This is a genomic window from Thermoleptolyngbya sp. C42_A2020_037, from assembly GCF_015272455.1.
In the GTDB taxonomy this organism is placed as follows: Bacteria; Cyanobacteriota; Cyanobacteriia; order Elainellales; family Elainellaceae; genus Thermoleptolyngbya.
Genome location: NZ_JACYLP010000007.1, coordinates 35,836 through 58,746, shown reverse-complemented (window position 1 = coordinate 58,746; position 22,911 = coordinate 35,836). Strand labels below are relative to the sequence as shown.

General features: G+C 56.4%; 18 protein-coding genes. 12 read left to right on the top strand and 6 right to left on the bottom strand.

Annotated features, from left to right (window positions below):
• Nucleotides 1-231 precede the first annotated feature (231 nt).
• The 4 genes from rpsL to IGS16_RS02160 form a co-directional block, all read right to left on the bottom strand.
• Nucleotides 232-618 carry a 30S ribosomal protein S12 gene (gene rpsL / locus IGS16_RS02175; RefSeq protein WP_068507464.1) on the bottom strand — a complete coding sequence of 129 codons (387 nt, stop codon included), beginning with the start codon at nucleotides 616-618 and terminating at the stop codon, nucleotides 232-234.
• Between the two features lie 129 nt (nucleotides 619-747).
• Nucleotides 748-1,080, bottom strand: a complete 333-nt coding sequence (locus IGS16_RS02170) for an iron-sulfur cluster assembly accessory protein (RefSeq protein WP_068507466.1) — start codon at nucleotides 1,078-1,080, stop codon at nucleotides 748-750.
• 247 nt (nucleotides 1,081-1,327) lie between these two features.
• Complete coding sequence (locus IGS16_RS02165; RefSeq protein WP_068515845.1) at nucleotides 1,328-1,744, bottom strand: phosphomannose isomerase type II C-terminal cupin domain; 417 nt, start codon at nucleotides 1,742-1,744, stop codon at nucleotides 1,328-1,330.
• Nucleotides 1,745-2,225: 481 nt separating this feature from the next.
• Complete coding sequence (locus tag IGS16_RS02160; RefSeq protein ID WP_297082941.1) at nucleotides 2,226-4,223, bottom strand: phosphodiester glycosidase family protein; 1,998 nt, start codon at nucleotides 4,221-4,223, stop codon at nucleotides 2,226-2,228.
• 403 nt (nucleotides 4,224-4,626) lie between these two features.
• Here IGS16_RS02160 and IGS16_RS02155 point away from each other — a divergent pair, with 403 nt between their 5' ends.
• The 9 genes from IGS16_RS02155 to IGS16_RS02115 all read left to right on the top strand — a co-directional run bounded on the left by IGS16_RS02155 (nucleotide 4,627) and on the right by IGS16_RS02115 (nucleotide 16,739).
• Nucleotides 4,627-4,827 (top strand): hypothetical protein, encoded by a 201-nt coding sequence (locus IGS16_RS02155; RefSeq protein WP_297082939.1) that lies wholly within the window; start codon nucleotides 4,627-4,629, stop codon nucleotides 4,825-4,827.
• Between the two features lie 653 nt (nucleotides 4,828-5,480).
• Nucleotides 5,481-5,909 carry a hypothetical protein gene (locus IGS16_RS02150; RefSeq protein WP_297082937.1) on the top strand — a complete coding sequence of 143 codons (429 nt, stop codon included), beginning with the start codon at nucleotides 5,481-5,483 and terminating at the stop codon, nucleotides 5,907-5,909.
• A gap of 201 nt (nucleotides 5,910-6,110) precedes the next feature.
• Entirely contained in the window at nucleotides 6,111-7,541 is a 1,431-nt protein-coding gene (locus tag IGS16_RS02145) for a hypothetical protein (RefSeq protein ID WP_297082935.1), read from the top strand.
• A 5-nt stretch (nucleotides 7,542-7,546) separates the two neighbouring features.
• On the top strand, nucleotides 7,547-9,253 hold the full coding sequence (locus IGS16_RS02140; protein WP_297082933.1) for a tetratricopeptide repeat protein: 1,707 nt from the start codon (nucleotides 7,547-7,549) through the stop codon (nucleotides 9,251-9,253).
• Between the two features lie 19 nt (nucleotides 9,254-9,272).
• On the top strand, nucleotides 9,273-10,682 hold the full coding sequence (gene rlmD / locus IGS16_RS02135) for a 23S rRNA (uracil(1939)-C(5))-methyltransferase RlmD (protein ID WP_297082932.1): 1,410 nt from the start codon (nucleotides 9,273-9,275) through the stop codon (nucleotides 10,680-10,682).
• A gap of 165 nt (nucleotides 10,683-10,847) precedes the next feature.
• Nucleotides 10,848-11,057 (top strand): hypothetical protein, encoded by a 210-nt coding sequence (locus IGS16_RS02130; protein ID WP_297082930.1) that lies wholly within the window; start codon nucleotides 10,848-10,850, stop codon nucleotides 11,055-11,057.
• 469 nt (nucleotides 11,058-11,526) lie between these two features.
• The gene (locus IGS16_RS02125; protein WP_297082928.1) at nucleotides 11,527-14,799 is read left to right on the top strand and encodes a glycoside hydrolase family 15 protein; all 3,273 of its coding nucleotides are present in this window, start codon (nucleotides 11,527-11,529) and stop codon (nucleotides 14,797-14,799) included.
• A 133-nt stretch (nucleotides 14,800-14,932) separates the two neighbouring features.
• Nucleotides 14,933-16,003 carry a ParA family protein gene (locus IGS16_RS02120; protein ID WP_297082926.1) on the top strand — a complete coding sequence of 357 codons (1,071 nt, stop codon included), beginning with the start codon at nucleotides 14,933-14,935 and terminating at the stop codon, nucleotides 16,001-16,003.
• On the top strand, nucleotides 15,987-16,739 hold the full coding sequence (locus IGS16_RS02115; RefSeq protein WP_297082924.1) for a HEPN domain-containing protein: 753 nt from the start codon (nucleotides 15,987-15,989) through the stop codon (nucleotides 16,737-16,739). Before IGS16_RS02120 ends, IGS16_RS02115 begins: the two co-directional genes overlap by 17 nt.
• Nucleotides 16,740-16,815: 76 nt before the next feature.
• Here the strand turns inward: IGS16_RS02115 and IGS16_RS02110 are convergent, their stop codons facing one another.
• Nucleotides 16,816-17,430 (bottom strand): Uma2 family endonuclease, encoded by a 615-nt coding sequence (locus IGS16_RS02110; RefSeq protein WP_297082922.1) that lies wholly within the window; start codon nucleotides 17,428-17,430, stop codon nucleotides 16,816-16,818.
• 246 nt (nucleotides 17,431-17,676) lie between these two features.
• Between IGS16_RS02110 and chlG the strand changes: the two genes are divergently transcribed.
• Together chlG and trmB are read left to right on the top strand one after the other, a co-directional pair.
• A complete protein-coding gene (gene chlG, locus IGS16_RS02105; RefSeq protein WP_297082920.1) occupies nucleotides 17,677-18,735 on the top strand; it encodes a chlorophyll synthase ChlG in 1,059 nt (352 codons plus the stop codon).
• Between the two features lie 88 nt (nucleotides 18,736-18,823).
• Nucleotides 18,824-19,552, top strand: coding sequence for a tRNA (guanosine(46)-N7)-methyltransferase TrmB (gene trmB, locus IGS16_RS02100; RefSeq protein WP_297082919.1), 729 nt, complete (start codon nucleotides 18,824-18,826; stop codon nucleotides 19,550-19,552).
• 12 nt (nucleotides 19,553-19,564) lie between these two features.
• Here trmB and IGS16_RS02095 read toward each other — a convergent pair whose 3' ends face one another.
• The gene (locus IGS16_RS02095) at nucleotides 19,565-21,085 is read right to left on the bottom strand and encodes a phospholipid carrier-dependent glycosyltransferase (RefSeq protein WP_297082917.1); all 1,521 of its coding nucleotides are present in this window, start codon (nucleotides 21,083-21,085) and stop codon (nucleotides 19,565-19,567) included.
• A 295-nt stretch (nucleotides 21,086-21,380) separates the two neighbouring features.
• Between IGS16_RS02095 and IGS16_RS02090 the strand changes: the two genes are divergently transcribed.
• Nucleotides 21,381-22,907 carry a YifB family Mg chelatase-like AAA ATPase gene (locus IGS16_RS02090; protein ID WP_297082915.1) on the top strand — a complete coding sequence of 509 codons (1,527 nt, stop codon included), beginning with the start codon at nucleotides 21,381-21,383 and terminating at the stop codon, nucleotides 22,905-22,907.
• The last annotated feature ends 4 nt before the right edge of the window (nucleotides 22,908-22,911 follow it).

Here is a 22,911-nt window from a genome sequence, read left to right as displayed (position 1 = left end):
AAGCACTCGGACAACCCACAACTTGAGCCTCTAGGCCCATCAAAGTACGAAGTGCTGGGAACCGGACTCGAAACTCCGAAAACCTAACACGCTCTAACGCAGCCGATGCGATGAAGAATAAAGCTAAATCTCAGACGCTATTCTAAAACCGATAGATTCAAGCTTCGAGAAGCCGCCGAGAGAAGCTTTCGCGCATCGCCCAATTCAAAATTGGATCTAACCTAAGCAGCACTACTTAGCAGCGGCGGGCTTAGGACGCTTCGCACCATATTTCGAGCGGCCCTGCTTCCGATCCTTCACACCTGCTGTGTCCAGAGTGCCGCGAATGATGTGATAGCGGACACCCGGAAGATCCTTAACCCGACCTCCTCGAATCATCACCACCGAGTGCTCTTGCAGGTTGTGGCCAATCCCAGGGATATAGGCAGTCACCTCAAAGCCAGAGGTCAGGCGAACGCGCGCCACTTTGCGGAGGGCGGAATTGGGCTTCTTAGGAGTTGTTGTATAGACGCGAGTGCAAACACCTCGGCGCTGGGGACAGCTCTTGAGCGCCGGGGACTTCGTTTTTGAACTTGCTTTCTGACGTTCGCTCCGAATGAGTTGTTGGATAGTAGGCATGGACTCTGGCGTATTTTGCCGATAGACGGGTCAAGTTTTCACAGTCTTCAATCTTACCGAGTTTTCCGAGGTTCTGTCAAATTTGGCTGAGAGAGCCAAGAGATTGGCTCACACTAGTCTCACATTAAGCTACACATCTGCCACGACAAAGGAGTGTCCGCACTCACAGGTGGCGATCGCCTTCGGGTTCTGAAAGCGAAACGCTCCACCCATCAAGTCTTCTGAGTAGTCCAGCAAAACCCCTTCCACATAGGGAAGGCTCTGAGCATCGACGACAATTCGGATTTGCTCAGACTCGTAAATGCGATCGCCCGGTGAGGAGACTTCCGCCAAACCGATGGTGTATATCGTTCCCATGCAGCCACCCGGCTGGACTCCCAGCCGAAATAGCGCCGTGGGAGCAGACTGAGTTCTTTGAAACCGCTCAATTTCTCTGGCGGCGGCTGGACTGAGTTGCACCATCGACTTGCTGCACTGTCAAGGTTTAGACAAAACAAAACCTAAGTCACCGGGCGCACTGATGCCATATAGGCAACACTGCGTTGTCTATACTAGCGCGAATTTGAGCAGATGGTTTCAAAACAAAAACCTGGGGCGATCGCACTGACCACTCCAGGCTTTTGACAACTCCAACTTGCTTCAACGTTTTGAGCAGGTTGGCAATGATTATTGGGTATCGTTGGATGCTATTAACTACTTAGCACAGCAACTATTGGGTGCGGGCGTAGTCGTCCTGATAGCGAACAATGTCGTCTTCACCCAGGTATTCACCGTTTTGCACCTCGATCAGCACTAGCGGGATCACGCCAGGATTTTCCAATCGGTGGGCTGTGCAGGGCGGAACATAGGTGGACTGATTGCTAAATAACAGGGTTTCTTGTTCAGCACAGGTGACGCGGGCTGTGCCAGACACCACGATCCAATGCTCGCTGCGGTGATGGTGCATCTGAAGGCTGAGGCGGTGTCCTGGCTTCACCTCGATGCGCTTAATCTTGTAGCCCCGACCTTCTTCCAGCACCGTGAACGATCCCCAGGGGCGCAGTTCTGTTGCTGCAACGCCCTTCGTCAGCGCGGACGCAGGTGAAGAGGGAAGGGTAGAAGGCGCTACTTCTTTTGCTTGAGTCACAGTCTTTTGCTCCTTAGGAAATGACATCGCTTGAAACTAAGGTTGTGTTGAAAGTTGCGTTAGTTGAAAGTTGCGTTATACAGAGGGGGCATTATCAAGACGGGCAGCCTGAAAATTCTTCAGTGCTTTGGATATGTATCAGGAAAGTCCGCACGCCGGGCGCAGCCGCTCATAGAAAAAACACTTACCGAGGACACTATGTAAGGGATGCCAAGAGTCTCAACGCCTAGAAACCCGAACCTGAGTCGAGAGCGATCGCCCACCTGTGCAAAACCATACCAACATTCTCCGGGGGTTACCAGTGTCTATTCCACCAACCAGGCAGGATTTATCAACCCCTTGAACGACAGCGGTAAAACTTCACCCAATCTTTAAACTAAGCGCATGTCACCGCAAAATGAATCCCAAAAAATGCTGATCTGTGCAGGCAAACCATTAGACGGCGAGGCATTCTGGCTCTTTTCAACTTGCTCTTTTCAACTTATTGCGGGTTTTGCAGGAATATACCGATGGCATTGTGAACCCGACCTGCCGTGTTGGCTGGACGGTTAATCAACTGCCCACCGAGATAGAGAGAGCTAGAACTGCCGCCGTCCAAATTGAGTGCCCCTACAGAGCCAAGCTGCTGCATTACCTGCGCCATCTCACTCAGAGACGGGCCAGGGCCACCCACTCGCGGATGGACTGCTGTCAAGATTAGAGTGCCCTCTGCTCGTCTGCCAATCGCACTCCGGATCGCAAGTTCCTGAATAAATGCGTCCGAAAACCCTTCTCCTCTGGCATCTAGAACAACTTGACCATTTTGAACCAGCAGCGGCCCAGCCCCCAGAATGTTGGGAAAGCGGTCAAATTCGGCGGGCAGCGTAGCCGACTCATAGCGGACACTGCTGCCGGGGACAAAGGCATTCACCAGGGCATCGTTGCCCCGCAATACCAGCAAATAGCCATCCGTCGGGATTGGAAACGTCGGTCTGGGCAGTTCGGCAGGCGGTGGGGGATCACCCGGCAGGGGAGCGCTGGCAACCTGGCTGGCAACCACTTGACGAGCCACAACCTGATCGTTGCGGACGGTCACCACCGTCTCTCCATCGGTGATAGGCGTATAGGTGCTGCCCCACTCGCGGGTGTAGCGGCAGATGCCCGCTCCCACCAGTCCGCTGTTGAGCGAGAGGATAGGAAAGCGATCGCCCACGGCCCCCGCCACAACCGGACTCACGGCCTCTCGCAACACCAAGCGACTCATTAACCAGTCCCCCGCCCCAGACCAGCCCACCGCGCCCCGTCCCAAGATCGGGCCAGACACCCAGCGATTTTCGGTGCGAATCGCGCCCAAGGGAAGCTGATTATTTCGGTTAAAAAATCCTGCATTAATCGCTGCTGCTACCTGCCAGCGCTGGGCCGTGCGAATCAGGGGCGCAGTGCCCACGGCAGTCTCCGGATCAGTCCAGATGGGGCGCAGGGATAGCCCCGGCTGGCGGAGATCTAGCTCCAGCAGGTAAACCGGAAACCGAGCCGCGCCCACTGCGACGTATTGCTGTCGCCACGTGATGCCCGGTGCCCAGTAGATTGTGCGTTCTATCATCGAGTCCGAACGCACGTCAATCACCAGCCGCGCTGGGTTGGGCAACATGGAAATGCGAGGACGCAACCGCGCCGAGAGGTTGGCTCGAATCTGCGTGCGATCGCCCGCCGTGGAAATCGTCAGCCCCGTGATGACATTGCCTGGTTCGCGGTTGAGCGTTTCAGCAAGCTGCTGCGCGATGGCAGGATCGATCGCCCCGTCCAGGGTTACAGTAAAGCTCGTCGTGTCTTCGGCAACGCGCCAGGGAACTGGCCGGTTCAAATCTACCACCAGGCGATCGCCCCAGGCCTGCTTGCCCTGTCGCACATTACTGATCTGCCCTCGCGGGGTCACGATTTGCAGCGATGGCCCGTTGACGGAGACATTCCAGCCGAGCGATCGCGCCAGATCGGTCACATCCACATAGCGATGCTGCGGGGTCAGCCAGCTTCCCAACACGAGCGGCTGTTGCGACGGCTCTGTAAACCACTGTACGGGCTGCTGCTGAGGCGCAACATTGCTCAACAGATGAACGCCAAGCGTCTGAGCCAGATCCACATCCGCCACACCGACCCGCCGCTGCCAGACCGTCCACGCCCCCGGCAGAGTTTGGCCGTTGATCACAAGCTGCCGGCCCTGAGTGACCAGTTCCCCTACGGGTGTTGCCTGCGCTAGGTTGGGGGTCCAGGCGGCCCCAATTGCCGCAGACTGCATCCTGGCTGGCTGCCTGGACTGGGCTGCGGTGTCGCTGGCCAAGGTTCCATAGATCCCGCCTGCCAACAGCGGCAACCCCAGCCAGCCCAATAGTCTGGGCTGCCACGGGCGCGGCTGGCGCGTCCCGTGCCGACGCAACGCAGCAGACCGACGAGAAGCAGGCAGTTTGCGAGGCTGCTGACGCAGAAAGTCGAATTTCACCACGGCACCGTAACCCTATTGCTGGAAAGATTGCTGAAAGGCTTGCTGGGGCGATCGCTAAACCCATTGCAAACGCAAGATTCCTGACGCGCTATTTGTGATCAGAGTTTCTGTCTGGTGGGCAGTTGCGATTTGGGGGCGATCGCTCGTGGACTCCAATCTAGAGGATGACCGCAGGCAACGGCAGCCCCTCTCAATGTTTCGCAAATTTCGCCAATAGTTCGCAAATCTCGAAAATCCTGTCTCGAAAATTCTGCAAATTTCGTTTCCCAACTTTTCATTTCCAGAACGCTAGCAAAGCCAGACTCCGCTGCCCAGACCCGATCCTTCCAAGATGCATAACTCCGTCTGGCGCTGCCGATAAATCTTCGTAGGCCCAGGAAAGCCGCTTGCTGAGGATCACGCCATGAATCTCCCCTGGAAACGCATCCTTCAAAAAACCGCCATCTGGCTAGCGATCGAAGTCGTGATGAACCTGACCGGGCTGGACACGCTGGCAGACTTTGGCGAGTTTCTGTTTGACCTACGCCCAGCGGCGCTCCAGTCCCAACCCTCCGACCTGATCACCACTCTGCATCAACCCTCTGTCCCGGCTTTGATGGGCTGAGCATGAGCCAGTTCAAGGACTAAAGAATATAGCACGCTGCTCAGTTTGGAGCCATCATTCCTCTCGCCGCGCTCCAACAATCGTGATTGAAATCACATGCAATTGCGACAGCAAACACGAGCGTCGTCCTGGAATCTTGGTGAATCGAACTGAATTCAAAAATAGGTCAAAACGCGCCCCCAAAGACCACTTCAGGTCTTTATTCAAATCAGGAGAAGCCCCCATGAGTTCCTTTTCATCTAACTCCCAGCCCGAGTTTGAGTCTGCTGAGGCGATCGCCCAATCATCGATCATTTTCGGAAAATATCGCGGCAGCATGATTGCCTTTCAAGGTCATTTATCGAAACCCCAGGAAGCACCAAATTCAGCACTTTTGTTGCGCTATCGGGGCGTATTTTACCTAAAGCCTCAATGAGCCAAAAATCAAAACCTGTCCATTCATTAACTCGTTGATTTTCTCATTCATTTGCCCATTAAATTGCAAAAACGAATCGCAGGTGCATCCAATCCTCTGCTGTTTACTCAATTGGGTATTACGACACCCCAGCCCTGCCTGAATGAGTTGAACGGTATGCCTCAAGCGTGATAGTTTCTGGAGGTTTAGATCTGGAGATTTAAACCCGTCCAGAGACTCCGCTTGAGGCGATCGCACCATGCAGTTTGGCCCCGGTTTCACCGCCACATTTCTGTACTACTTCGCCAGCACTGCGCTTGTATTCACGCTAGTCACCGCGCTATCGCTGGATACGGCGATCGCAGGGGTTCCGCAGCAGGTCGGGCTAATGGGTGGCCTGCTGGGCGGGCTGATCGGCGCATATTTCAACCGCTCGGTGTCCGTCGAGTTGCCCTTCAAAAGCAAGAAGACCTTCTGGAAACAGCTAGACCCCATCCTCTCAGACTTGGGCTATCGGCTCCGCGAGGATGCGCTAGAAACCGAGGGCACAGAAGAGATCCGGGTCTATGAGCGCGAGGGGCTGCAAAAAGCGCTGTCGGGGAAGATATACGTGCAGCTTGAAGGAAATACCGCAACGCTGGCAGGACGGGCCGTGCAGGTCAAAGCCATCCGCAAACGGCTGGACTGAGTCAAAACACGGTCTGTGCGGTTCGCCGCTAGAGACACATAAACCCTACCGAAACCCTACCGAACGGGGGGGTAACTTCCAGCCCCAAGCCACCGAATCTCAACGTGCCGATCCAGACGCATCGGGATGGGACAACCAGAGTAGGATGACAACTGTAGCCGTTTCCTAACGGTTTAGCGGTTCCCCAACGGTTTCCCAGCCATGACCCCCAGCCCCCGGCTTTTGCAACACACTCCCGCGCGATCGCTCTCGGAGGTCTATCGCACGCTCCAGCAAGCGCCGCTGGAAACCATTGAAGAACTCAAAGCTTTCTACCGCAAAGAGCTAAACGAAGTCCGGGGTGGCGACCGAATGCAGCGGATTCAGATGCGCTTGCGGCGGGCCTATGCCGACGGGATTCCTTTCAAAGCCTGCGTCATGGGGCATCGCGGCGTGGGTAAATCGACCGAGATTTCGCGGCTGCTAGCGCACGTCCGGGATCAGTTTCGCGCCATCCGGTTTAGCGCCATGACGGCTCTTGATCCGGGCAATTTTCGGGCACTAGATGTGCTGCTGTTGATGATGGCCGAGGTGACGGAGCGAACGGCGCGTCCCGTAGACCAAGGCGGCGCAGGCAAGCGCCCATCAGACCAGCGGCTTCGGGAGATTTGGGACTGGTTTGCCACAGAAACCGAGATGCGATCGCAGGCCCAGGATGCCGCCATGCAACTGGAAGCGGGCGCAGGTCTTCCGGCAGACTCGCTCTGGGGCAAGGTGTTGGGGCTATTTGCCAACCTCAAGAGCGAAATCAAGTTTGCCGCCACACGCAAAGTCGAAGTAGTGGAATATCGCATCAGCCGCCTGATCAAGCTAATCGACATCGCCAACGCCTTGCTGGATGAGTGCAACCAGCACCTCCGATCGGCCAGCGGCCACGAGTGGCTATTTGTAGGCGAAGACTTTGACCGGGCAGGCATCCCCACCGAGCGCACCGAGGAACTGTTCGTCACCTATGCCAACCTGTTCCAGGACTTGCGGACGCATCTGATTTTTACGCTGCCCATTGGGTTGTACTACTCCTCCGCTGCGCCGCGACTGCCCTTCCCAATGGATTGCAGCTTTGTGATTCCCGATACGCCCGTCTACGACCCCCACCACAAGCTGAATCGCCCTGGCTCCCTGGCTGTGGGCAAAGTCTTGCAGGCGCGGATGGATTTGAACCTGTTTGAAAAAAACCAGTGGCTGCGAGTGGCGATCGCCTCTGGCGGCAACTTGCGCGATCTGTTTGCCCTGGTCAACTATGCCGCCGACACGGCTCAGTTGCGCTCTGCCGCTCAGATTAGCGCCAAAGACTTGGATGCAGCCATCGTCAACCTCCGCAGCGACTACGAGCGGCGACTGGGGCAAAGCCCCTATGATCGAGAAATCGTGACCTACGACCACAAGGTGGATCGCATGAAGCGAATCTATGCAGGCGACCAGGAAGCCCAAATGACCGATCCGGTGATGTATTCTCTGTTGAACTCGCGGGCCGTGCAGGAGTTTAACGGCCAGCGCTGGTTTGGGCTCCACCCAATGGTCGTGGATATTTTGGGTCGGCAGGGTCATCTGGAAGCCGATGGGCAGGGTCGTTTTCCTGGAGGCACGATTTAGCGACGATGGCAGACCCGGTTTCCCCATCAACAGGCAGCATTGCCGACATTAGTGCCCGACTGGTGCTGTGGGGCGGGCGAGAGATGCCGGGCATGGCGCGAGTGGAATATAGCTCGGAGTTTTCGCGGCAGGAAGTGATGGATCGGGTGCGGGCCGCGCTGGAGCCGCGAGGCATTCCGGTGTATGACCTAGAGCTACGGCCAAACCAGTCGCCAGCGATCGCCGTGGCCGATCTGCTAGAGCGCCTTAGCCAGTTGTCGCCCGGAGTGGTGTCGATTACGGGCTTTGCCAGGGCCTTTAGTCCCCAAGTGCCGCTCGAAGAAGCGCTGCGGCTGCTCAACTATCACCGCGATCGCTACGCCAGCTTTCCCCTACGCCAGATTTGGTGGATGACTCCTAGCTTTTTTCAGACTGCCATCCACGCCATGCCAGATATGAATAGCTGGTTTAGCCCCCGGCTAGCGCTGACGGAGGTGGTGTGGAGCGATTCTGCGGATGCTGCTGACGAAGAGGATGGGGCAACCACAGCCATTCGGGATGCCCGGTTCCAGGCGCTGCAACTGGTGCAGGAGTTTCGGTCGGCGCGGGCGGATGGCATGAGCGATCTGGAATTACTCAAAACTTATCTGCTGCCTGCGCTGGAGGCGCTGGCTAGTGCCGATGCTCAGAAGGACTTGCGGCATTTGACAACCGAGTTTGAGGGGCTTTTGGGGCAACTGCGGCAGGCCGATTCGCTGGATCTGGCCAGCAGCCTCGATCGGCTGGCCACGATCTACCAGAAACAAGGGCGCTATGCCGAAGCAGAGCCGTTATTTCAGCGATCGCTCCAGTTGCGAGAGCAACATCTGGGGCCCACCCATCCTGAGGTGTCCACCGCGCTCAACAACCTGGCGCTGCTCTACCAGGCAGAAGGGCGCTATTGCGAAGCGGAACCCTTGTTTCAGCGGGCGCTGGCCATCGACGAACAAGTCTATGGCCAGCGCCATCTGGAGGTGGCGACCGATCTCCACAATCTAGCGGGGCTATATCAAGATCAGGGCCGCTACGACGAGGCCGAGGCGCTGTATTTGCGATCGCTCGCGATTGATGAACGGTTCTATGGGGTCGAGCATCCCGATGTGGCAACCGATCTGCACAACCTGGCGGGGCTGTATCAAGATCAGGGCCGCTATGACGAAGCTGAAGCCCTCTATCGGCGATCGCTCAAGCTCCGCCAGCGGCCAGGCATCAACCCCCTGGAACTCGCCCGCAGCCTGAACAATCTGGCAACGCTCTATCGCGTGCAGGGCCGCTATGAGGAGGCAGCGGATCTGTATCGGCGATCGCTCTCGATCCGCAGACAGCAACTTGGGGACGATCATCCCGATGTGGCCACCAGCCTCAACAACCTGGCACTGCTGTACAAGGTGCAGGGCCGCTATGATGAGGCAGAAAAACTCTATCGGCAATCGCTCTCGATCCGCAGACAGCAGCTTGGAGACGACCATCCCAAAGTCGCTTTCAGTCTCTGCAATCTGGCAAACCTGTATCAAGATCAGGGGCAAACAGAGCAGGCAGAAGCGCTCTATCGGCGATCGCTCGAAATTCTGGAGCAGCGGCTAGGCAAGACCCACCCCGAAACCACTGCCGTTCAAAGAAGCTTGGCACACCTCCAATCACCCCCAGAGACTTTCTCAGAGACTCTCCAGAATCATCCTTTTATCTCAAACTAATCCGGTTTGACCCGCTCTCATGCCCGACCCCATTGCCCAACCAGCCCAGCCCAATACCACCCCCCGCTGGCAGCAGGGCGAGTTGGTGGAACTAACGATTACTGACCTGAGCAACAGTGGCGACGGCGTGGGGCGCGTGGACGGGCGCGTGGTGTTTGTGCCGGATACGGCCGTGGGCGATCGCCTCATCGCTCGACTGATCCGCGTCAAGCCACAGTTCGCCCAGGGCAAGCTGCATGAGCTATTGGAGCCATCGGGCGATCGCATTCGTCCCGCCTGCATCGTGGCCAACAAGTGCGGCGGCTGTCAGTGGCAACACCTCACCTACGCCGCCCAGCTTGCCGCCAAGCAAAACCTCGTCACCCAAGACCTAGAGCGCATCGGCGGCTTTGCCAATCCCCCAGTTTCCCCCATTCTGCCCCTCTCCCCCTCCCCCACGCTTTCCCTCAACTACCGCAACAAAGCCACCTACCCCCTCGACCGGGGCGAGTCGGGCCAGGTTCGCGCTGGCTATTACCAGAAGGGCAGCCACCAGTTGGTCAACCTGAACCAGTGCCCGATTCAGGATGCGCGGCTGAATCCCTTGCTGGCGGAGGTGAAGCAGGATATTCAAACCCGCGGCTGGAGCATCTACGACGAGCGGCTGCATCGGGGCAAGCTGCGCCATCTGGGGCTGCGGATTGGGCGACACACTGGGGAAATGCTGCTGACGCTGGTGAGTACCGACGCGGGTCTGGTAGGGCTGGCGGAGCAGGCAGAAGCGTGGTTCCAGCGCTATCCCGATTTGGTGGGCGTGGCGCTGAACCTGAATCCGGCGCAAACGAACGTGATTTTTGGCCCAGAGACGCGCTGCATTGCAGGGCAGAACGCTTTGCGAGAACGCTTTGCAGGGCTGGAGTTTCAGATTCAGCCGACGACGTTTTTTCAGGTGAACACGGAGCAGGCGGAGGCCCTGCTGGGGGCGATCGCCGCCGAACTCAACCTCCAGGGCGACGAAACCCTAGTAGATGCCTACTGCGGCATCGGCACGTTTACCCTACCCCTGGCCAGACAGGTCAAACGGGCGATCGGCATCGAGCTACAGCCGGAGTCGATTCAGCAAGCCTGGACCAATGCTTATCAAAACGACATTTCCAACGCGATATTCCAGGCGGGCACGGTCGAGGAGTTGCTGCCAAAGCTGGATGAACAGCCCGACATCGTGCTGCTCGATCCGCCGCGCAAGGGCTGCGATGCCTCAGTGCTGGAAACGCTGCTCAGCCTTCAGCCGCGCCGCATTGCCTACGTGAGCTGCAACCCCGCGACGCTGGCCCGCGACCTGCGGCGGCTCTGTGCCGACGGAGCCTATCGCCTCACCCGCGCCCAACCCGTCGATTTCTTCCCGCAAACGCCCCATGTGGAATGTGTTGCGTTTCTAGAGAAATTGTAATAAAGTCTCACAAACTGTATCTTTTGATACTATTTCAAGATTCCCTGACTACAATAAGCACATGGGCTGTTCTGAAAGTTTTCTGAAAGTTTTCTGAAAGTTTTCTGAGAACCCAGACATCGCCTCAGCTTTGACGTTTTGTGACCCATCGCCAAGGAGGTTTTCATGGCAGATTTTGTGTGCCAGATTCCCGTTCCTCAAACGCAGCAAGAGCTTGACCAGGCCGTTCAAACCTATCTCGATGCCAACCTCAGCGGTTTAGACCTGTTTTGTCACTGGCAGGCCATTCGAGAAGCGGCGATCGCCCAGAGCGGTTCTACCAGCCCAGCGGAGTCGGACAAAACAGGGGCGATCGCCGGAGAAGACAGCTACTAGGCACTGTCATCAATTGCCTGTTCAACATCAGGTTTCTTAAGAGGTTCAGCCCCTAGCCTGGTTTGTTTAGCAGGCGCGATACTGCTAGTCCCTTAAGGTTTCTAAGCTTAATTGATGACGCGCCCTAAGCCGTTTTCAGAAAGTTTCCCAGACCCATTTTCAGATGAATCTCTCAAAATCGTTGTGCAGCCTGCTGTGCAGCGATTCTCTTTCTTGGCGCTGCTGCTAAACCTTGCACATTGCTCAATAAGCTTAATAATGGGAGTACACAAGTCCCATGTTGATTCAGTTTTAATCTTGGCGATCGCCTTTCAATCTGTATCTTTAGCAAAGTTTTTAGTAAAGCAGCGTCCCGCTCCGCCATTGCCAGCACCACAGCCTGCCATTTCTGCTAGCTGTGCTGCGATCCACATTTGACAAACGCTCAATAATAAATGCGGCAAGCAACCTGAACTCTGCCACAGCGGTTATGTCCACACCAGCTTCTTCTCCATCGGATCTGTCGGCATCTGATGCGCTCCGCACCCTCCAGTCCCAGCTTGACCGCTACTACGAAGAGGTGAAGCGGATCATCTTGGCGCGGCAGCATCCCGTCACGGGTCTGCTCCCTGCCAGCACTGCGATCAATTCCCACGGCAACTACACTGATGCCTGGGTACGCGACAACGTGTACAGCATCCTCTGCGTGTGGGGGCTGGCGCTGGCCTATCGCCGCATTGGGGAAGACCGGGGGCGCTGCTACGAGCTAGAGCAGAGTGTCGTCAAGCTGATGCGTGGGCTGCTGTTTGCCATGATGCGGCAGGCCCACAAGGTCGAAAAATTTAAACAAACCCAGCATCCACTGGATGCCCTCCACGCCAAATATGACCTGGCAACGACCAACACAGTGGTCGGCGACGACGGTTGGGGCCACCTGCAAATCGATGCCACCTCGATCTACCTGCTGATGCTGTCGCAGATGACGGCTTCGGGGCTGCAAATTATTTTCACGCTGGACGAGGTGAACTTTATTCAAAACCTCGTTTACTACATTGGTCGCGCCTACCGCACCCCCGACTACGGCATCTGGGAACGCGGCAACAAGATCAACCACGGCAATCCAGAGCTAAACGCCAGCTCGGTCGGCATGGCTAAGGCGGCGCTGGAGGCAATTAGCGGCCTCGACCTGTTTGGCGTGCGCGGCAGCCAGTCGTCCATTATCCACGTCCTGCCGGACGAAATTGCCCGCGCGCGAAACACACTGGAATCGCTTCTGCCCCGCGAGTCGGCCTCCAAGGAAGTAGACGCGGCGGTGCTGAGCGTCATTGGCTATCCCGCCTTCGCGGTCGAAGACCTGAGCCTGGTGGAACGGACTCGCAATAACGTCGTGACCAAACTCCAGGGCCGCTACGGCTGCAAGCGATTCCTGCGGGATGGCCACCAGACGGTCATCGAAGACCCGACGCGGCTGCACTATGAACCGTGGGAACTGAAAGCCTTTGAGCATATTGAGTGCGAGTGGCCGCTGTTCTTTACCTATCTGTATCTAGATGCCCTGTTTCGCGGCGACACAACGCAAGCAGAAGACTATCGCCAAAAGTTGGACGCAGTGCGCGTGGAGAAAGACGGGCTGAAGCTGCTGCCAGAACTTTACTACGTGCCACAAGAGGCGATCGCCCCCGAACGCGAACACCCCGGCAGCCAAACCCGCTTGCCCAACGACAACCTGCCCCTCGTGTGGGCCCAAAGCCTCTATCTCCTCGGTCGGCTCCTCCAGGAAGGGCTGATTGCCCCCGGCGACCTCGATCCCCTGGGGCAACACCTGCGCCTGGGTCAGCACCCCCGGCCCCTAGTGCAAATTTCCCTGCTGGCCGAAGATGAGGCACTCCAGGCAGAACTGGCCGCCTTTGGGGTGGCCACGCAAACGCCCAGCCAGATCGACCCAACCCAGGTGCGAACCTCGGGACAGCTTTCGGATGTGCTGACCCAGATTGGGCGCAACGACAAGTTGGGCCTGAGCGGTCGCCCTATCCGCCGCCTGCGGAGCCTGACCACCTCCCGCATTTTCAAGATCAAGGGCGAAACGATGGTGTTTTTGCCGTCGTTTCTGGATCAGCAGCAGTTTTATCTAACGCTCGATTACCACATCCTGGTGTCCCAAATCCGCGCTGAGGTGGCTTATATCTGGCGACACTGGAATCGCCTCGGCCGCCCCACCATGACGCTGCTGCTGACCCACGACATGCTGCGCGACAAAGAGCCGCTGCTGGAGCTATTCAGTGAGCTACGCGACGGGCACTGCGGCGGCATTCCCGTCACGCTGGGTCGCTTGCAGGAACTCATGCGAACCGCAGGCACCGAGCGGTTCGATTTCATCCACGAATTCGTGTTCGATACCTCGCCTGTGCAGGATGCCCTGCCCACGCCCTACTTCCTGACGCTGCGCCCCGACCGCAACCACCCGCTCAGCAGCGCCGAGGAGTTTCGCCTGGAGCGCGAGACAGATGTGCCTGCCTTGCTGGAACGCCTGCGCCATTCCGAAAACCTCTACGAGCAAATCGAAGTGCTGGAGGCGCTAAATCGGCTGGAGGGGCTGGAGTTTGACACAGGCTTTGGCGGGCCAGGGCGATCGCTCACCGTTGCCGATCTGCTCGACGAGATTTATGCCAAGGCCAGCCAACTGCGGCTGTGGGGCATTATCCGTCAGGCGGCGGGCCTGCTCGACAAGGTGGACGTGAACCTGTCGGATGCGGTGACAGATATCCTCGTGCGGCAAAAGCAAATCGCCGTGGGCAAGGCCTACAGCGAAGATTCGCTGATGACCAGCCCTATGTCCACCTATGAAATCATGGACAAGATCCGCGAGTTTGTGCGGCAAGACGTGCGCGATCGCCCCCTGACGCAGGAAATCCTGGTCTACCTGAGTATGCTGATCAAGACCGACCCGCACCTGTTTAAGGGCGTACTCACGCTGCGCGTCGGCTATCTGATCCTGCTGATTACTAGCGAACTGGCGCGAGAGCTGGACGTGACGCAGGATGAAGCCTACGAGCATTTGATGCAGCTCAGCCCGTTTGAGGTAAAAACGCGCCTCTACAAAGTCTTGCTGGAATATGAACAACTCAACGACATTCTCTTCCAGCAGGAGTCTCTGCACATCCGCCAGCAGCAAAATATTCAGTGGGCAGCCGTGCCCGTGGCTCCTGAACTGGTGGAACCCAGCGGCGAAGAGACGGCGGCGAGCGACTCTGCCAGCGGTGGCTGGGCCAAAAAGCGCCGCATGGAAGGCGCACTGACCAAGGTTCCCAAAGATTTCTATCGCTGCGTGTGGCGCGTGTTGCAGCACTGCAAAGGACTGGTCATCGGCGATAAGCTGGATCGGCGCAACCGTCTGGAAAGCGAACTGCTGCTGGAAATGACCCCCGGCGAGACAAACTTTGCGCTGCGAGTCGAACACCTGCTGAACAAAATTCAGGCTCCCGAATATCGCCAGGTGAATGTGGAAGCGCTGATGGCCCTGGCGGCGATCGCCGAACAAAACCCCGACCTCCAGTTTGAGGAATACATCGTGCTGGATGTATTCATCGGGCACGCCGTCCGCATTGCTTGGTTAGAGCGGCACCCCGAAGATGCCAACCGCTACGACGAGCGCAAAGGTCAAGCCTGGCCAGCCTTCTACGAACTGCCGCCGACCGCCGTTGCCGATGCGATGGTGAAGGCGCTGAAGTTCCTGACCGAACTGGGGCAGTCGCAGGCGGCGTAGGGTAGTCTGGGTGAAAGCTTTTGAGTAGAAAGCCTCAAGCTATACTGAGGGCAAAAGTCTGAGCTTACTGTCCTCTTTCATACTTAAATTTCAAGCAACTGGCGATCGCAATCTCACAGAAAGGTTTGATGCAATGGTTCAAAAAATTGCTTTATTCAACCACAAAGGCGGAGTTAGCAAAACCACAACCACCTTCAATTTAGGTTGGATGCTTGCCTCAAAAGGGAAAAGAGTCATTCTTGTTGATAGCGATCCACAATGTAATCTCACAGGCATGGCCTTGGGAGAGGAAACTGAAGATGACGAAGCCCGGATTCAAGAAATTTACAACACGGTATCAAACATAAAGACAGGCTTAGCTCCTGCGTTTGAATCACAACCAAGAGCAATCGAGGCTGTTGATTGTATTCCAGTATCAGGTCGAGATGATTTATTTCTATTACCTGGTCATGTTGGCTTTGCAGAGTATGAAGTGACACTTGGTATTGCTCAAGAGTTAAGTGGTTCGATTCAAGCCCTTAAAAACTTGCCAGGTTCTATCAATGATTTATTTGAGAAGACAGCAGCTAAGTTTAATGCAGATTATATTCTGATTGACATGAGTCCTAGCTTAGGCTCAATCAATCAGAACTTACTGATGATCAGCGATTTTTTTGTAGTCCCAACTACTGCTGACTTTTTCTCTGTAATGGCAATTGACTCTCTAGTTAAGGTTTTGCCCAGATGGCATGCCTGGGCTAGGTCAGCTAGTTCGCTTCAGATTCTGAAAGAAGCTAACTACCCTTTTCCTAATGTTAAGCTTCGGTTCCTAGGAACAATTGTGCAAAACTATAGAATTATACGAGGTAAAGAGACGGCTGCATTTCAAACTTGGATTGAGAAGATTGAGAAGTCTGTTGCTGAAAAACTGGTTCCGACTCTGAGACAGAGCGACATGATGTTGTCAGATTATGTGTATCGGGATCAGGGTCTTGAAGACAGCCTTTCTCTCGCAAAGATTTCTAACTTTAATAGCCTAATTGCTCTATCCCAGGAACATCGAACTCCAGTCTATGACCTAACCCCTGAGCAGTTAAGACAAACAGGTGTGGTCTTGGAGAAGAATCAGCAAAAGCAGGAAGAGTTTAGGAAAACTTTTTCAGATTTAGCAGACAAAGTTATTGCACTAAGCTCCGAAAGCTCCACGTATGCAGTCAGCGCTTGATCAGTTTCGCATCAGCATTAGTCGCGTTCGAGACCTGATTGCACTTCATAACTCCGTCAAAGCTCAAGCCACTGGCGCACTCGATGTATCAGATATGTTACGTGCTGCGCTCGTTCTTGCTGTAAGCGCGCTAGACTACTACGTGCATGAAGTTGTCACATTGGGAATGCTGGAAATTCATCGAGGCAATCGCCCTGAGCCATCGCCTTCAGCAAACACAACTCAATCAGCATTCTCGCGCTTTCAAGTTTCGCTGGGTGGTGCGCGTCAAGATCGATTAACAGCAATTGATATTACCTCATGGCTTGAGGCTGAAATGCAGCTATCTCAGGGTTATGAATTTCTCCGTAAGTCTCACACAATTTCAGATTTGGCTCCCATAATATCGAGCAGTATTCTCAATAAGTTAAACAATACGTCTTGGCTAGAAGGTGAAATTAGAGAGCGTTTAGGATATCAAAGCTTTCAGCAGGCAGACAAAATTGCCGATGCCATTAGATACATTTCAGACAAAAAATTGTGGGACGAAGTAGCTGCTCAAATGAGGAAGCCTGCAAAAGATATCAAACAAGAATTAAATTCAATCGTCGATCGAAGAAATAAAATTGCTCATGAAGCTGACATCGACCCAACTTTTAATATTGGCAGTCGATGGAATATTGATGAGGTGCTAGTTGGCGATGCAGTTGACTTTATTGAGAGGCTTGTTGAAAGTATCCATAAAGTGTTGTTATAAGTACGGTAAACAAACTAGCTCAATCTGTCTGGGTGAGTCTTCGTTAGTCGCATTAGCTACTACACTGTTCAGCCCATCACCAAACTTTGCTCAAGTCCAGCCGGAACCCTGGCAGCACGGGGTCGCCGCTGAGCGAGTCGGGGCTGTCTAGCACCTGCACCAACTCGCTAGGGCGGTAGATGTAGGCGCGGCGATCGCCCCGATCGAGCAGCCAGCCCAACTGAAATCCTGCTTCCTGCTGATATTCGCGCATCTTGGCTTGCAGGGTTTCCAGGCTGTCGTTGGGCGATCGCAGCTCAATCACCACATCGGGACAAATCGGCGCAAATCGCTCCTGCTGTTCCGGGGTCAGCGCGTTCCACCGATCCAGTCGAATCCACGCCGCATCGGGCGATCGCTTTGCCCCCGTAGACAGCTTGAATCCCGCGCTGGAGCTAAATACAAGTCCTGTTCCATCTTCATCAGACCAGTTTGCAAGCTGCTGAATAATCTTTGCTTCGCGATTGCCAGTGCCAGAACCAACGGGCGACATAATCACTAAATCTCCATCTGCATTTTGTTCGATTCGCAAGTCGCGATTGACCTGGCAAAACTCAAAAAACTGTTCCTCGCTCAGGGGCAGTGAGGGTGGCAGGTGGACCGTGAGAGAACCGGGGGCGATCGCCGTAGGTGTGGGGAGTTCGGATTGCATAGTCCGGAGTGTGGGGTGATGGGGTTTTGGGGTGTTGGAATAGGCAGAATTTCGGTGGGGCGCTGGCAAAGCGGCGGGGATAGCTTCACAATAGACGATGGGCCACCTGACAACGCCCAATCGGTGAACTAAACGCAATCTAAACGCAATATTATGAAGTGTCGGGTAAAGTATCGGGTGCAGCATGCCAGTTTTGCAGCCCGCTTCCCGAATTCTGACCTCTGAATCCCTAACCCACAAACCCTTATGTCCGAGTCCACAACCCCTTCTTCGATTCCCGAATCTGAGGCCCTGATGTCGCCGATAGAAGCTGCGGCGGATGAGACGTTAAACGGTGCATCAGAAGTCGCTAACGAGGCGGGTTCGGCGGCGCGCCAGCTTTTGGGCATGAAGGGCGCAAAGTCGGGCGAGACGAATATCTGGAAGATCCGCCTCCAGTTAATGAAGCCAATCACCTGGATTCCGCTGATCTGGGGTGTGGTGTGCGGCGCGGCTGCGTCGGGCAATTACACCTGGACGCTGGAAAATGTGCTGATTTCGGCGGCCTGTATGCTGCTGTCGGGGCCGCTGCTGGCAGGCTACACGCAAACCATCAACGACTACTACGACCGAGACATCGACGCGATCAACGAACCCTATCGCCCGATTCCCTCTGGCGCGATTTCGGTGCCGCAGGTGAAGGCGCAGATTTTGATTTTGCTGTTTGCAGGGCTGGCGATCGCCTATGCACTAGACCAGTGGGCCGGGCACGAGTTTCCGCAAATTACGGCGATCGCCCTCTTTGGCTCCTTCCTCAGCTATATCTACTCTGCACCGCCGCTGAAGCTGAAGAAAAACGGCTGGCTGGGCAACTATGCCTTGGGAGCCAGCTATATCGCGCTGCCCTGGTGGGCGGGCCAGGCGCTGTTTGGCGAACTGTCGCCGACGGTGATGGTGCTGACGCTGTTCTACAGCCTTGCAGGGCTGGGCATTGCTGTAGTGAATGACTTTAAGAGTGTGGAGGGCGATCGCCAGCTTGGGCTAAAGTCGCTGCCCGTGATGTTTGGCATCGGCACAGCAGCGTGGATTTGCGTCCTGATGATTGACGTGTTTCAGGGCGGCATCGCGGCGTACCTGATGAGCATCGGGCAAAATCTCTACGCCGTGCTGCTGATTCTGTTGGTGATTCCGCAAATCGTGTTTCAGGATATGTACTTCCTGCGCGACCCGCTGGAAAACGACGTGAAATATCAAGCCAGCGCCCAGCCGTTTTTGGTGCTGGGGATGCTGGTCGCCGCGCTGGCCATCGGCCATGCAGGCGTATAAGGCGTATATCGTTGCTCAATCCCTCACCCCGTCGCCGCCCAAACTCTAAAATCCAAAATCCCAAAATCCAAAATCGGCATCCTTTCCCATGCCCGTCGTCCGTGTCCGCCAGCACGTTAACCCGCTCAGTCAAAAGTATCAGCAGCCCGTTGCGCCGCCAGACTGGTCGCAGGTGTTTGCAAATCCGGCTCGACCGCTGCATTTGGATATTGGCTGCGGACGGGGCGTGTTTTTGCTAAAAATGGCGCAAATCGAGCCAGACTGGAATTTTTTGGGGCTGGAGATTCGCGAGCCGCTGGTGGAGCAGGCGCTGAAGTGGCGCGATGAGGAAGCGCTGAGCAACCTGCACTACATTTTTTGCAACGCCAGCAATTCGCTGGAGCCGCTGCTGCGATCGCTCCCACCGAATATTCTCCAGCGCGTCAGCATCCAGTTCCCCGACCCCTGGTTCAAGAAGCGACACCAAAAGCGGCGCGTTGTGCAGCCCAGCATGGTGCGGACACTGGCGAACCATATGCCCTCCGGCGGTGTGGTATTTCTGCAATCGGATGTCGAAGCGGTGGCGGCGGAAATGTGCGATCGCTTTCAGGAACATCCCGCATTTCAGCGCCAATCGGCCGAATGGCTACCCGATAATCCGCTACCCGTTGCCACCGAGCGCGAGTCGTCCACCCTTGCTCGCCGGGAACCTGTGTTTCGCGCTCTGTTTACGAAGAAGAATGAAGAGGGAAGAACTACGAAGAAGAATGAAGAGGGAAGAACTACGAAGAAGAATGAAGAGGGAAGAAAGAAGAACGAAGAGGGGCAGAGCATTTAGTTTCAAATAGTTTCAAATCCATGACGGCAGCCAGCGGCGTAGCTGTAGCCCGTCCGCAGAGAGGGGCAGTCCCAGAAACAGCGGCATCCAGAAGATAAAGCCGAAAATTACGAGGGCGATCGCCCCCCACGCCAGCCGCCGTGACCAGGGTTTGGTGCTGTGGAGCCAGCGATCTAGGACGAGTGCTAGACCCAGCACGGTCAGCAGTTCGGCGCTCATGTAGTGATACAGAAAGGTGCAGCGGGTGACGCGCATCCACATCAGCCATTGCACGGCCCAGTTGCCCACCACAAAGGCGGCAGCGCTAAGGTATGGCTGTGTATCGGGAGAGAGGCTCAGGGTCGATTCTGTGCCAGAGCGGGCTGCCTGCACGGCGGTTGCCCAGCGCCACAGCCAGTAGCCCACCACGCCCACCAGCAGCGCGATCGCCACCGTTGAGAGCCACCACAGCGTCGGCGTGCCCATTGCGTGGACATCGTAAACGACATCACCAGCATGAGTGGGTGCGTCTGGCCCGACGACGGGCACCGGATCGCCCGGAGCCGCCGTTTTGTAAAAATAGGCAACCGGACGCAGCATCAGCGGCCAGGTATACCACGGCGAACAGTAGGGGTGAGCGTCCATGCCGCCCACACGGCTGTGATAGTCGAGGATGCGGTTTTGCCAGCCTGCAAAGCTGGTGCTGGGGTCGAGTTGAATGTAAGGCAGCCAGCTCAGGTAGTAGGTCAGAAAAGGAATTCCCGCCATGCTCAGCGCCCACACGCCCGCATTCAAGCGAGACAGACCCGACAGCGGCGCGGCGAAGGGCAGGCTGGGCAATCCGCGCTGCTGCAACCGCTGCATTCCCCATGCCACTATCCACAGCAGGTACGCCCCCGCCAGAAACGCTACGCCGTTCCACTTGATCCCCACTGACGCGCCGAAGCCTATGCCTGCCAGCACTAGATTCAGCCAGACGACGGAGGTGAGTTTGTTGGCGGAATGCAGCCTGTGGAGCGATCGCAACAAAAACCACCAGCCCAGTAGCCCAAATAAGATTAGATAAACATTATTCAACGCATAGCGCGATTCGACGAGTAAAAATCCTTCGCAGGCTGCTAGCAGTGCCGTCAGTAAGGCGATCGCCTTTCGCCCGGTCAGCAGGCGGGCGATCGCCCCCAGCACCAGCGGAATCACGGCTCCCGTCACGGCATTCAGCCAGCGGTAGCTAATCGTTGAAATGTATAGCCCACTCAGCCCGTTGTAGGTTTCTGGCCCGCCCCAGCCCAGCCGCTCCGACAGCCAGATGCCGCCCGCAATCAGGTACGTGCTGAGGGGCGGATGCCCGCCAAATTCCTGCTTCCCCTGCAAAAACGCCGCCGCAAACTTGGCGTAATATACCTCGTCAAAGACCAGCGTATTGAACCGCCCCAACCCCCACAGCCGCAGCGCCAGCGATACAACAAAAAGACTCGCCAGCCCCAGCCCATACCACGGCAGCCGGGAAGACGAAGCAGATTTGAAACGCTTGGAAATTGGGACAGTGCGGCTCATGGGCGATTCGCGAAGCGATCCCTGTGGGAATCGTGGAGGCGTGCATTTCTCAACCATCATAAACAACCAAGCCCGCTGGCAGGTCAGGGGGCTGAGGGCTGGGGGCTGGGGGCTGGGGGCTGGTTCCCTGCGCCTCAGGATAGGTGATATGGCTCTAGACATACAGGTTAGGACAAGTCGAAATTAGCCAAGCCTGATGCAGCCAGCTTTTCAAGCCTAACCCCTAACCCCTAACCCCCTGTTCCCCCCTCTGCCCTTTCGGGCATTCTGAGGACTGGAGACAACAGGGTGGATCATGCTAGCAAGAGTTTGGAGCGCTTCGCTGATTGGCATCGACGCAATGAAGGTAGGCGTGGAGGTGGATATCGCTGGGGGGCTGCCTGCGATTGTGGTGGTGGGGCTACCCGATACGGCCGTGCAGGAATCCAAAGAGCGCGTGAAGGCGGCACTGAAGAATGCGGGCTATGCCTTCCCCATGCGGCGGGTGGTAATTAACCTGACCCCGGCAGATTTGCGAAAAGAGGGACCCAGCTTTGATCTGCCGATTAGCATGGGCATTTTGGCGGCTTCGGAGCAGGTGAATGTGCAGCTATTGGAGCAGTTCATTTTGCTGGGTGAGGTGTCGCTGGATGGGTCGCTGCGGGCAGTGGCGGGTGTGTTGGCGATCGCCGCCACTGCCAAGCAACTGGGAATGCGCGGTATCGTGGTGCCCGCTGACAATGCCCGCGAAGCCGCCCTGGTGCAAGGTATTGACGTATACGGCTTCCAGCATTTGTCGGAGGTGGCAGATTTTCTAAACCATCCCGACCGCTACCAGCCACTCCAGGTAAATGCAACTGAGGAGTTAGCGCGATCGCCCTTTACGGGTCTAGACCTCAAAGACGTGAAAGGTCAGGCCCAGGCCCGCCGCGCTTTGGAAATTGCCGCCGCTGGGGGACATAATTTGGTATTCGTTGGCCCGCCGGGTAGCGGCAAAACCATGCTGGCCCGACGGCTTCCCGGCATTTTGCCGCCGCTCAGCTTTGAGGAAGCGCTGGAGGTGACGCAAATCCACTCCGTCGCTGGACTGCTGAAGGAACGGGGGAGCTTGGTGTGCGATCGCCCCTTCCGCAGTCCCCACCACTCTGCTTCGGGCCCGTCGCTGGTCGGCGGCGGCAGTTTCCCTCGCCCCGGAGAAATCTCGTTGGCACACCGAGGAGTTTTATTTTTAGACGAACTCACTGAATTTAAGCGGGATGTCCTCGAATTTCTGCGACAGCCGCTCGAAGATGGCTGCGTCACCATCTCCCGCACGCGCCAGTCCGTCGCCTTTCCGGCACAGTTCACCCTGGTCGCCAGCACCAACCCCTGCCCCTGCGGCTATTTTGGCGACACAGTGCAGGCCTGTACTTGCTCTCCCCGCGGCCGCGAGCAGTATTGGGCCAAGCTGTCGGGGCCGCTGATGGATCGGATCGATTTGCAAGTCGCAGTGAATCGGCTGAAGCCAGAAGAAATGATCCAGCAGCCCAAAGGCGAAGACTCTCAGACCGTGCGCCAGCGGGTGCAGCAGGCGCGGAGTCGCTCCCAGACGCGGCTTCAGAGCGAAGGGCTGCGCTGCAATGCCGAGATGCAGAGTCGCCACCTGCGGAAATGGTGTCGGTTGGACGACGCGACTCAGGCGCTGCTCGAAGGAGCCATTCGCAAGCTGGGGCTGTCGGCCCGCGCCACCGATCGCATTCTCAAAGTCGCCCGCACAATCGCCGACTTAGCAGGCGAAGACGGGTTGCAAACTGCCCACGTCGCCGAAGCAATTCAATATCGCACCATTGACCGAATGCAGTAGGGCA